Raw genomic sequence first — 10,708 nt, 5'->3', positions numbered from 1 at the left:
AAACGCCTCCTGGAACACGAGAGGACGGGGCGGCCCGCGCGGGCCGCCCCGTCCTCTCATTCGGGTGCGAACGTTATGCGAGCGCCGGTTCGCCCACGGGACGCGGCGTGCTCACCGGAGCCTCGTCGAGCGGCTGCGGGGAAGCGTTGAGCACCGCCTCGTCGAGACGGCCCTCGCTGCGGGCGACAAGGACCGGCACCACGATCTGTCCCGCGACGTTGGTCGCGGTGCGGATCATGTCGAGGATCGGGTCGATGGCCAGCAGCAGGCCGACGCCCTCGAGCGGCAGACCCAGCGTGCTCAGCGTCAGGGTGAGCATGACGGTCGCGCCGGTCAGACCGGCCGTCGCGGCCGAGCCGACCACGGAGACGAACGCGATCAGCAGGTACTCGCCGACTCCCAGCGGGATGTCGAACACCTGCGCCACGAAGATCGCCGCCAGCGCCGGGTAGATCGAGGCGCAGCCGTCCATCTTGGTGGTCGCGCCGAACGGCACGGCGAAGGAGGCGTAGTCGCGGTCGACGCCCAGCCGCTCGATCGTGACCTTCTGCGTCAGCGGCAGCGTGCCGACCGAGGAGCGGGAGACGAAGGCCAGCTCGATCGCGGGCCACGCGTTGCGGAAGAACGTGATCGGGTTGACCTTGCCGACCAGCGCAAGCAGCGTCGGGTAGACGGCCAGCAGGACGATGAAGCAGCCGACGTAGACGCCGAGGGTGAACTTGGCCAGCGGCGCGAGCAGGTCCCATCCGTACGTGGCGACCGACTTGCCGATCAGGCCGGCGGTCCCGATGGGGGCCAGGCGGATGACCCACCAGAGCGCCTTCTGGACCAGTTCGAGGATCGAGCGGCTGAAGTCGAGGAACGGCTCGGCCTTCTCGCCGAGCGCGATGGCCGCCGCGCCGAGGACGATCCCCAGGAAGACGATCTGGAGGACGTTGAGCTCGGTGAACGCCGTGACGATGTTCGTCGGGATGATGCCGGTGAGGAAGTCGACCCAGGTGCCGACGTTCTCGGGCGCCTTCGCGCCCGCCGTGCTCAGGGTGACGCCCTGGCCGGGGTTGATGATCAGACCGAGGCCGATGCCGACGATGACGGCGATCAGCGCGGTGGACAGGAACCAGAACAGCGTCTTGCCCGCCAGCCTGGCCGCGCCGTTGACGTTGCGGAGGTTGGCGACGCTGATCACCATGGCGGTGAACACCAGCGGCGGCACTGCCAGCTTGAGCAGCTGGACGAAGATTTTTCCGACTTCGGTGAGGGTGGTGGCCAGCCAGGCGAGGTCCCAGATGCGGGCGGCGAAGCCGAGGGCCACGCCCACGACCAGGCCCAACAGCAGTTGCAGGGAGAAAGAGAATCTCTTCACGATGGGGAAGGCTCCGAAAGACGGCATGCCTGAGAGGGCATGCGAAAGGGGGGCGAGTCCGAAAGAGGGCATGCCGGAAAAGGGCATGCCAAAAGGGGGGTGGGTGAGGGCCGAGGGGATCGAGCGCTCGTCAGAGCGCGATCAGCTACAGAGGGAGCCGGTCAGGCGACAGAGATCGATGTGCAGCCGCTCAACAAGCCACACATACAGGACGGAAAACCTCACGGGACCAGTAAACCGCAGCGAATAGGACAATATTCCGATCACAAGAGTGATCTATGTCGCAAATTTAGACTTTCCCCACCTGAAATATAGGTATCAAGAGGCTGGGCGCCCAGGGTCGATGGCCAGGGATGGCGGGCGGGTGATGCGGCGGGCGACGTGATTCGCTCATCTGTCGACGGCTACCGTTACCGAGCCTGCCCGAAGCTCGAAGCTGACCCGGTAGCTCTCACCCGAAAGGCGCGTCATCACCATCATCACGCACGACAACCCGATCGGCCGCGACCTCAGCAACTACATGATCCACGCGGATCTCTCCGAACGCATGGACGGCTGGCGCGAACAGCTGTGGATCCGCCAGCTGACCTCGGACAGGTTCGAGATCACATGTCTGCCGTTCTTCACCCACGGCATCTGCCATCACGACGTCGTGACCATCGACGACCGACACCTGGTGGCGGCCGTGGTTAAGAAGTCAGGCCACCACACTTTGCGGGTCGCCTTGGTCCGGCAGCACCCTCACCGTGACCAGCTCCACGATCTCCTCCATGGCGAAGTAGCGACTTCCGGTCTGGCTCACGAGTGGTTACAGAGCACCTACCTCGCTGTCGATCTCCCTCCAGGTACTGCCCCAGATCCCCTGGTAAAGATCCTTACCGGGCCGGAAGAGATAGGTGCGCTCTTCTGGGAGATCGACTCCTGAGATCGCGAATCATTCTGTTAGGAGTTCTTCGACCACACACTCGGACAACAGGTGGGTGGCGCCGCTCTTGGAGATTGGAGCGGATCATGGGAATCGAACCCGCACCGTCAGCTTGGAAAGTGCATCGAGTACGGCAGGTGGGACGGCTGAGCTGGTTGTTGGGCTGATGGTACTTGTCCTAATCGACATGCGCATTGCTCGTTCGCAGGCCTCTGCGCCTGGTAGCCAAAAGCGGCCGACGCGTCCAGCCGTCGACGAACAGCCGGGTCCGGCATGGCGGATGCCACACAGCGCTCAACCCGTGAGCATGCGCATGACAGGCGCTCCGAGCGCCCCCAGCCAGCTCGCCAGAGCCATCAGGGGCCCTCGCAGCGACTCTCCCGCCTGGGCGATCGCTCCCGCCGAATTCAGAGCATCGGTCAGCCGGATCAGACGGGTGGCGATGCCCTGACGGTCGGGTTGCGAGCGAGCCAGTTCGGTCTGTACGGCTTCCGCTTCGGCCGCTTCAACCCGCAGGCCAAGAGCCTGGAGCCGAGTGACGAGCGACTCGGCCCAGTCACCGGGTTCGCCTGCGAGAAAAGTGCCTTGCTGACCACCTTGGACGGTCTGGTCGCCGCCCACGTTGTTGATGTTGACGGCTTGCTGATTGCCGATGTTGAAAGTCAATTCCGTCCTCCGACTCATCCGCGCCGAACGGGTGCATTCCAGGTGTGTCGCGGGTCACTGTCCACTTTCCTGCCACGTGCCACAGCGATGACGTGCATGATCAACGCAACCAAGAAGAGCATGATGCCGCCCGCCGCGACGGTGTAACCGATCAGCGCGACCGAAAGCGCGAAGCTCTGCTCCCCGACCAGATTGCTCAGGGACGGTGGCTTGCCGGCCCCTGAGCTCTCGATGTATTTGAAAATGTCGCTGACACCACTGCCGACGCTGCTGAAGGCGCTGTAGCTCCCCCAGAGGTAGACCAAGCATCCGCCGAATATCAGCGCCAGGCTCAGCCAGATCAACCGCAGGGAACGGGTGCGAGCCGCCGCGACCTCCCGTAGGAAGCTGTCCCGTTGCTGGACGTAGTGGTTGTGCTGGTCACGGCCCACATTGTTTATGTGGCCACCCGCCTGCCGCTCGACGTCAAAACGGACCAGCCGCTCTTCGCCATGGCGAACGGCCGGCGATGCGGCAGTCCCTCCGGGCTCCTCGTAACGAGCTCGGAGGACGCCGAACTGGAGCACATCGCCATCACGCAGGACCCGCGGTCGTCGCACCGGGTCGCCATTGACCGTTGTGCCGTTACGCGACCCTAAATCCTCAACGCTGGTTTGACCGGCCGTATGGCTCAGCGACGCGTGGAAAGAACTGAGGTGAGGGTCATCCAGTTGCAGATCGGCAGTCCGCCCACGGCCCAGCGACTGGCGTTCACGGCTCAGCCGAAGCACCGTTCCCGCTAACTCCGGCGGGTGGATGACAACCAGCCGTGGGTCATCCGATGATGTCGGCATGCCACGCCTCCTTTGAAACGGTGGCATATACATCGTGCACTGATCGGATGAGCTCCGCCAGTATTTAAACTAGGGTTTCTTGATGAAAATCGCCAGGATTGATCATTTCCCCGAGAAATGTCTTCAAGCTGGGATACCAGGCGTTTGCCGGGCCACTTCCCGCACTTCCGGCCGTGACGACTTCGTTATTTGATCATCTTTCGAGCGGACGCCTAGGGAGTGTCTTATTAAGCGCGGCGCATTCTCAAAATGATCGAGCAGGCCGTCAGATCGCAATGGTCACAGACGCAGATCAACCGTCCCCGTTCCCGAATGCGCAATCCGTCTCCCAACGCGGGCGCCCCAGGTCCAGGAGCCTCCCCCATAGGGCGGATTCCGTACGGTGACCCTCGCCTTTCGAGCTGGATAACATACTTGCGAGTTTGGACGAGGCGTTCCGGGTATGTGCTGCGGGGTTCGCCGACGAGCACGGCCTCCTCGGATATGGGGCGGTCAATCGACCTTCCGCTCTCGATCAGGCCGCCATTCGCATCGTGAGGTCTTCTTCGGCGAGGTTCGTTAGCCGAGGTTCGTGAGCACTTCACCCTTCCCCAGCCGGTTGAGGAGCCGTGGGGACGCTGCCGGAAGCGCGTGCCGCACCTCGTCCGCCGCCAGCCCGTGGTGACGGATCGGCCTGCCCTGCTCCATCCACGACATCACCGTCACTCGAATACAGGGCCCGGCGACAATTCGACCTTTCACCAAACGGCTGTCGACCCTAGTGAACTCCGGCTACGAAGGCGCAGGCCATAGCCCGCTCACCCTCGACCGGGCAACCTGCCGACGGCCGTGAACTCGACATCGACCCCCGAACACGTAACGCCCCGCTGCGACCGCTGCGCCGCCTGTGCGAATGCGGCTCACCATGCTCACCCAGCACCGGCGAGTCCTTCAGCGCATCACGTTCCGCCTCAGCCGAATCGGCAAGATCATGAAAAATACGCCCATTCTTACTCATTTCGAGCATGCAAAAAATCATTGGGAAAATGTCAATGAACTCTGTCGACATTGCGCTATCTTTTTGCAACGCTAATGACAGTCACTGTACGCGAGCGGGATCGCTCGCGTACGGCAATGATCGTGTGTCGTTGTTCCTTCTCGCGAGCGGGAGGGTGCGGTGGGAATATTCGCCGTCGTCATCGTCATCGTATGCGTGTTCGCCGTCATGATGCTCCTCGCTGCGGTTCTCTCTGCAGCCGAACGCCGCAAGTTCGCGAAGTTTATTGACAGCGCTCATCAGCGAGGCTGGCGGGAAACCCTCGATCGGAGAATCTTCGGATCGCCGATGGACGAGGTGGCGCAGTCCACGCGCATGCGCTGCATGCTGGAGAAGCGGGTCGGGCGGTCCATGGTGTGGATGACCTGGCACCAGTGGCAGGAGACCACGTCGAGCTCCACCTATCGCGACGGCAAATGGGAGAGCGACAGCAGCACCACCCGCTATGACGAGACTCGCTATTTCATCGTCCTTCCTGGGAGAATGCCCGACGTCGCCGTGGTCCGCCGCACCAGAATAGGCGGGTTGCTCCGCCGGGTGCGTGGACCCGGAACCGGCGACGCCGCCTTCGACCGGGCCTTTCTCCTCAAGTCGCGCGACGATGGCGTGCCGCGTGGCGTCCTCAGTTCGAGGCTGCGCAAGGCGATGCTCGCCAGACGCCTACCGCCGTGGGAGAGCCGCAACTCCATCCTGTTCACCGTCCACCGCGACCAGCCGACCCTGGCCACGCTCGATTCCCGGGCGGCGGCGATCGCGGAGATCGCCGCCCATCTCTCTGGCGCCCGCTGAGAAACGGGCTCAGCTAAGAGGTGCCGCGGGCGTTGTAGACGACGGCGTCGTCGCGTTCCCCGTAGGCGCGGAACACCTCGACGGCCTCCTCGCGCAGCGGGCTGAGGACGACTTCGATGCCGCGGGCGGCGAACTGGGGGGCCCAGTCGGAGGCCATCGGGCCCTCGTCGAAGCCCGTCAGCTTCTCCAGCTCCGGGCCGTCGCCCGCGATGAGCAGACGGCGGACGCCGGACCACATGGTGGCGCCGTAGCACATGACGCAGGGCCGCCAGTTGACGACGAGCTCCAGGTCGGGCAGGTCCGGGCCGCCCAGATCCCAGGCGCCGAGCCGGGTCTGGGCGAGGGACAGAGCGGTGACCTCGGCGTGGGTCGACGACAATCCGGAGGCCAGGACGACGTTGACACCGGCCGAGATCAGGCGTCCGGTGGCGGACTCCACGACCAGGGCGGCGAAGGGGCCGCCGGTGTTCTCGCGGTGGTTACGCTCGGCGAGCCGGTTGGTCAGGCGGATGCGGTCGTCGTCGGTCGGGAGGATCTCCGGGACGCCGCCGAGCTCGGCGGTGACCCAGCCGGGGAGACGTGCTCCGAAGGCGGTGGCAAGGGCTGCGGTGTCCATGGTGGCTCCCGAGGTCAGGCGGTGAAAAAGTGGCTGAGGCCGAGGTCGCGCAGGCCCCGGCGGTAGGCAACGGCGCCCGTCACCGCCGCTGCGTCCTGACTCCTCGCGCCGCTGGTGTCGGCAGGGGCCGCCGACGTCGACAGCTCTGCTGCGGAGGATGCATGGATGCGAAGGATCTCCTCACTTCACTTGTTGTGGCGCGTAACGCGCGACAACCGGACGTTCCAGGGCGGTGACGAGGCCGTAGAGAGCCACGGACACAACAACGATCACCACCGATCCGGACCAGAGCCCCGCGAAGCGGGAGGCGGTGTAGTCCGAGACCAGCAGGCTGCCCAGTCCCTTGCCGCTGGCAAGCCACTCCGCGAGAGTCGCGCCGGCGATCGCGCCGGGGATCGCGATCCGCGCGGACGCGAACAGCGAGGGGAGCGCGTAGAGCAGCCGTACTTTCCTGGTGACCGTCAACTGCCCGCCGCCCAGCGACGTGATGACCTCGCAGGCGAGGACGGGGGCTGCCCGCAGTCCCTGGCTGACCGTTACGAGGGTGGCGAAGAAGGTGATCACGGCGACGACGATCGTGACGCCCAGTAGCCCGCGTCCGAAGACGAGGGCGAGCAGGGGGGTCAGGGCGAGCAGGGGAATGGACCTCAGCACGATGGCGAGCGGCAGGACGATCTGTTCGACGCGGCGGAACGCCACCAGGACCGCGGCGGCGAGCGATGCGGCGATCAGTCCCACGACATAGCCGACGCCCGCGTCAAGCAGCGTCGTGCCCAACGCGGCCAGCAGACGTTGCCGATGCTCCGCCGCGTCCTCGCCGGCGAACAGATAGGTCGCGACGTCCGCCGGCGTCTTCGCGAAGTATGGGTCGAGGGCGAAACCCCGGATGACCGCATACCAGCCGACCACGATCAGGAGGATGGAGCCGACCAGTCCAGCCGTGCCGACGAGCAGGGACCGCGCCCGTCCGTCGCCTGCCACTCCGGATGCCGCGCCCACCCCCACGCTCACGTCCCGGCCGGCCCAGGGGGTGAGCCACCGAGCGATGATCGCGACCAGTGCGTAGCCCAGGCCCGCCAGGGCGGAGATGACGAGTGCCACCGCCCAGGTGCGTGCCACCTGGAACGACGATTGCGCCTGCACCAGCATTACGCCGAGTCCGCTGCTGGAGCCCAGGTACTCCCCGATGATCGCGCCGAGCAGCGCCGCGGGCGCAGCGATCTTGAGTCCTGCGAACAGGCTGGGCAACGCGGAAAGGAGGCGAAGCTTGCGCAGGATGAAGAAGGAGCCCCCGCCAAGGGAGTGGATGAGGTCCAGCGCGCTCCGATCGGCGGAGCGCAATCCGAGCACGGCGGCCGTCAAGGTGGTGAAGAAGACCGACAGCCCGGCCAGTGCCTCCTTGGGGGCGTTGTCGGGCAGGACGACGACGAGGATGGGCGCGATCGCGACGAGCGGCACGCAGTAGCTCGCGACGGCGATGCGCAGCAGCAACCGCTCCACCGCCGGGACCTGGACGAAGACGCCGGCGAGCGCGACGGCGAGAACGTTGCCCCAGAAGAAGCCGATGGCCGCCTCGGACAGCGTGGTGGAAATGTTGCCGGAGTAGATGTTCCGGTCGTCCCACATCGCCTGCAGTACTGCCCACGGCTGGGGAACGACCCGGAGGTCGGCGAAGATCTGCGCGAGTATCACCCAGATCAGGAGCAGGCCCGCCACGCCGAGTGCCACGGCCACCGGCGATCGGGCACCGCTGCGGGCCGCGATCAGGCCACGCCGGGTCGCCATGAATGAGCTCACGTCAGGTCCTCGGATGGGCCGATCCGGCTGGAGTCACCGTCGTCGCTCTGTCCGAAGAGCAGCTCGCTGAGAGTGTCGCAGAGCGCATGGAACTCGGGTGAGCGTGTGACTCCGACATCGCGCGGTCGTGGCAGGTCGATCCGTACCGCGTCGATGATTCGTCCCGGACGGGCGCCCATCACCACCACGGTGTCGGCAAGGAACACCGCCTCGCTGATGGAGTGAGTGACGAGGAGGGTCGTCGTCGCACGCTCCAGCCAGATCCGCTGCAGCTCCAGGTTGAGCCGCTGGCGGGTCATCTCATCCAATGCGCCGAACGGTTCGTCCAGCAACATGACCTCCGGCTCGCCGGCGAGGGTCCGCGCGAGCGCCACTCGCTGGCGCATGCCGCCGGACAACTGGGCGGGCCGGGCCTTTTCGAAGCCGGTGAGTCCGGTGAGGCGCACCAGGTCGGCCACCGCCGTCCGGCTCACCGGCCGGCCCGCCACCTCGAAGGGCAGTGCGATGTTGGCCTCGACGCTGCGCCATGGCAGCAGGGCGGCGTCCTGGAAGGCCACCCCGATGCGATGCTCACGCCGCAGGTCGTCGGGGGAACGGCCGTGGACGTGCGCGGCGCCGGAAGATGGCTGCTCCAAGCCGGCGAAGATCCGCAGCAGGGTGGATTTGCCGCATCCGGAGGGACCCAGCAAGGCGGTGAACTCGCCGTGTCTCGTGTGCAGGTCGATGTCGCGAAGCGCGGCGACTTCGGCCGTCCCCACGCTGAAGGTCCTGCTGAGCGTGGTCGCGGCCAGGCCTACGGTGCCCGGTGGGTCGGCGGCGTGCGAAGGGGCCGCGTGCGGGCGGGCTGTCACGCGTCCCACTTTCCCGCCGCCAGGATGGCGAGCAACTGGTCACGGTAGGAGGCGTCGCGGCCTGGGAGCTCGTTCTCCACCTTCGAACCCTCCCCCAGGAAGTGCGAGACGTCGCGGCCCATCTCCTGCCCGCGGCGGGTGTGCATGTCGAGGGCGTAGTCGGGGATCTCGGGGAGGCGCTCTCCGCTGCCCAGCATGTGGGTGGCCCACAGCGCCAGTTCGTCGGTCGTACGGTCCTTCGTACGGCTGACCAGGAAGCGTATGGCGTGCACCGCGAACAGCCATCTGTCGCCGGTGCCTCGGGGAAGGTGCTGGTGCATGCGATAGAGGCAATCGAGGACCACGGGTTCGGTGAACGTGCCGGTTCCGGTGTCCTCGCATGACATGACGAGGAGGCGTGACCACATCACCTCCTCCAGATCGCCGCTGCTCTCGTACATCTCACGAGCGACGAGCAGGGCGTTCTCCAGCAGGCCGCGGCGTACCGACTTCTGGAGGGTGGAGATCAGCTCGTCGGCGGGAAATCCCCGCACGCTGTTGACACGTGTCCAAGGATCTTCGGTGTGCGTGACAGGCACTGCGGTGGGCTCCTGTTGGTATGGAGGGGTAACTGGAAAGGGGACGTCAGAGGCGGGTCTTGCCCGCGTAGACCTCGCTGAGGACGCTTGTGTCGAACAGCTCGTCGGCGGTCGCCTTGATACCGAGCGAGTTCAGGGTGGCGATGTTGGCCGCGATCCCCTGGTCGCTCATCGTGAGCAGGCCGTTCGTCTTGGCGTCCCCGGCTTCGATGACGGACCGGAACGCCGCGGCGGTCTTCTGCTGGGACTTCAGGTCGAGATTGAGGCTCTTGCCGTACTTCTCCACGACGATCTTGGCCGCGGCGTCGGTGTCGCCGAGCGCGTCCTGCCAGCCGCGTACCGAGGCCCGGACGATCTTGACGATCAACTCGCGCTTGGCCTTGTCCGCGAGCGTCTGCTCGCTGACGAGCAGCACGTCCGCCCAGACGTTGTAGCCGTACTCGGCGAGCGTGAACGTCGTGGTCTTCACACCCTGGAGGTCCAGCTGGATCGGCTGGTTCACCAGCAGCGACATGAACGCGTCGCAGTCCCCGGCCACCAGGGGCGCCGGGTCGAACTGCATCGGCACGATGGTCACGCTGGCAGGATCGATGCCATTCGCCTTGAACACGGTGTTGACGATTTCCACACCGCTCTGCTGGACACCGAGCCGCTTGCCGACCAGATCCTTCAGCGTTCGCACGGGAGCCGAGGCGAGGGACATGATCGCCGTCGGATTGGTCTGCATGGTCGCGGCGACGATCTTGAGGGCGGCACCCTCGTTACGTGCTTTGGCGATGGTGTCGACGGAGTCGAGCCCGACCAGCGCCTTGCCACTGACCAGGAGCGGTTCGACGACGACGGAAGGACCACCCGGCGTCAGCGTGACGTCGAGCCGCTCGTCGCGGAAGTAGCCGGCGTGGTCCGCCATGAACAGGCCCATGTTCTCGACATTGGCCAACCATCCGAGCTGGAAGTTCACTGTGGCCAGGCCGGAGGCGGAGGCGGTGGTGGAGGCGGAGGACGAGCAGGCGCTCAGCGCCACACCGGCGGCGAGAAGCGACATGCCTCCGACGCCGGACAGGAAGGCGCGACGAGAAAGGGGCGCAGGCATGGAAGGAGCCTTTCTGGGGGTAGCAAAACGGCCTGACGGAGAATGGTGACTCACGCCGGCCGGTAGGGAAGCGCCGGCTTGGCCAGGGCGGCCGGGGGCGTGCAACCGTTCTTGGACACCTGAGAGCGGTACCACTAAACGGGGAGCGAGCCCGCCACCAG

At 65.9% G+C, this 10,708-nt stretch carries 12 protein-coding genes; 2 read left to right on the top strand and 10 right to left on the bottom strand.

The features are described 5' to 3' along the window. Positions 1-73 precede the first annotated feature (73 nt). Both DKM19_RS18310 and DKM19_RS52965 read right to left on the bottom strand, forming a co-directional pair. Positions 74-1,363 (bottom strand): dicarboxylate/amino acid:cation symporter, encoded by a 1,290-nt coding sequence (locus DKM19_RS18310; protein ID WP_239514313.1) that lies wholly within the window; start codon positions 1,361-1,363, stop codon positions 74-76. Positions 1,364-1,504: 141 nt separating this feature from the next. Further along, positions 1,505-1,567: a putative leader peptide gene (locus tag DKM19_RS52965; protein ID WP_369990559.1), complete on the bottom strand. Its 63-nt coding sequence runs from the start codon at positions 1,565-1,567 to the stop codon at positions 1,505-1,507. A gap of 316 nt (positions 1,568-1,883) precedes the next feature. On the opposite strand from DKM19_RS52965, the gene DKM19_RS18305 reads away from it, so the two are divergent. After that, positions 1,884-2,288, top strand: a complete 405-nt coding sequence (locus DKM19_RS18305) for a DUF4265 domain-containing protein (RefSeq protein WP_110696756.1) — start codon at positions 1,884-1,886, stop codon at positions 2,286-2,288. A 294-nt stretch (positions 2,289-2,582) separates the two neighbouring features. Here DKM19_RS18305 and DKM19_RS18300 read toward each other — a convergent pair whose 3' ends face one another. The 3 genes from DKM19_RS18300 to DKM19_RS49530 form a co-directional block, all read right to left on the bottom strand. Then, positions 2,583-2,954, bottom strand: a complete 372-nt coding sequence (locus DKM19_RS18300; RefSeq protein WP_110696754.1) for a hypothetical protein — start codon at positions 2,952-2,954, stop codon at positions 2,583-2,585. Between the two features lie 14 nt (positions 2,955-2,968). Then, complete coding sequence (locus tag DKM19_RS18295) at positions 2,969-3,787, bottom strand: FHA domain-containing protein (RefSeq protein ID WP_162641578.1); 819 nt, start codon at positions 3,785-3,787, stop codon at positions 2,969-2,971. Positions 3,788-4,544: 757 nt separating this feature from the next. Further along, positions 4,545-4,835 carry a hypothetical protein gene (locus DKM19_RS49530; RefSeq protein WP_162641577.1) on the bottom strand — a complete coding sequence of 97 codons (291 nt, stop codon included), beginning with the start codon at positions 4,833-4,835 and terminating at the stop codon, positions 4,545-4,547. Between the two features lie 276 nt (positions 4,836-5,111). Between DKM19_RS49530 and DKM19_RS18290 the strand changes: the two genes are divergently transcribed. Further along, positions 5,112-5,612 (top strand): hypothetical protein, encoded by a 501-nt coding sequence (locus tag DKM19_RS18290; protein ID WP_162641575.1) that lies wholly within the window; start codon positions 5,112-5,114, stop codon positions 5,610-5,612. Between the two features lie 13 nt (positions 5,613-5,625). Here the strand turns inward: DKM19_RS18290 and DKM19_RS18285 are convergent, their stop codons facing one another. The 5 genes from DKM19_RS18285 to DKM19_RS18265 form a co-directional block, all read right to left on the bottom strand. Beyond that, the gene (locus tag DKM19_RS18285) at positions 5,626-6,228 is read right to left on the bottom strand and encodes a nucleoside deaminase (protein ID WP_110696748.1); all 603 of its coding nucleotides are present in this window, start codon (positions 6,226-6,228) and stop codon (positions 5,626-5,628) included. A 180-nt stretch (positions 6,229-6,408) separates the two neighbouring features. Continuing rightward, positions 6,409-8,025, bottom strand: coding sequence for an ABC transporter permease (locus tag DKM19_RS18280; protein ID WP_162641574.1), 1,617 nt, complete (start codon positions 8,023-8,025; stop codon positions 6,409-6,411). Continuing rightward, positions 8,022-8,876, bottom strand: coding sequence for an ABC transporter ATP-binding protein (locus tag DKM19_RS18275; RefSeq protein WP_239514312.1), 855 nt, complete (start codon positions 8,874-8,876; stop codon positions 8,022-8,024). Before DKM19_RS18275 ends, DKM19_RS18280 begins: the two co-directional genes overlap by 4 nt. After that, a complete protein-coding gene (locus tag DKM19_RS18270) occupies positions 8,873-9,409 on the bottom strand; it encodes a hypothetical protein (protein ID WP_204358849.1) in 537 nt (178 codons plus the stop codon). The genes DKM19_RS18275 and DKM19_RS18270 overlap by 4 nt, the downstream gene beginning before the upstream one ends. A 91-nt stretch (positions 9,410-9,500) precedes the next feature. Next, positions 9,501-10,547 carry an ABC transporter substrate-binding protein gene (locus DKM19_RS18265; RefSeq protein WP_110696740.1) on the bottom strand — a complete coding sequence of 349 codons (1,047 nt, stop codon included), beginning with the start codon at positions 10,545-10,547 and terminating at the stop codon, positions 9,501-9,503. Positions 10,548-10,708 lie beyond the last annotated feature (161 nt).

It is taken from the genome of Streptosporangium sp. 'caverna', from assembly GCF_003203775.1.
Lineage (GTDB): Bacteria > Actinomycetota > Actinomycetes > Streptosporangiales > Streptosporangiaceae > Streptosporangium > Streptosporangium subroseum.
This window is presented reverse-complemented; position numbering and strand designations above follow the sequence as displayed.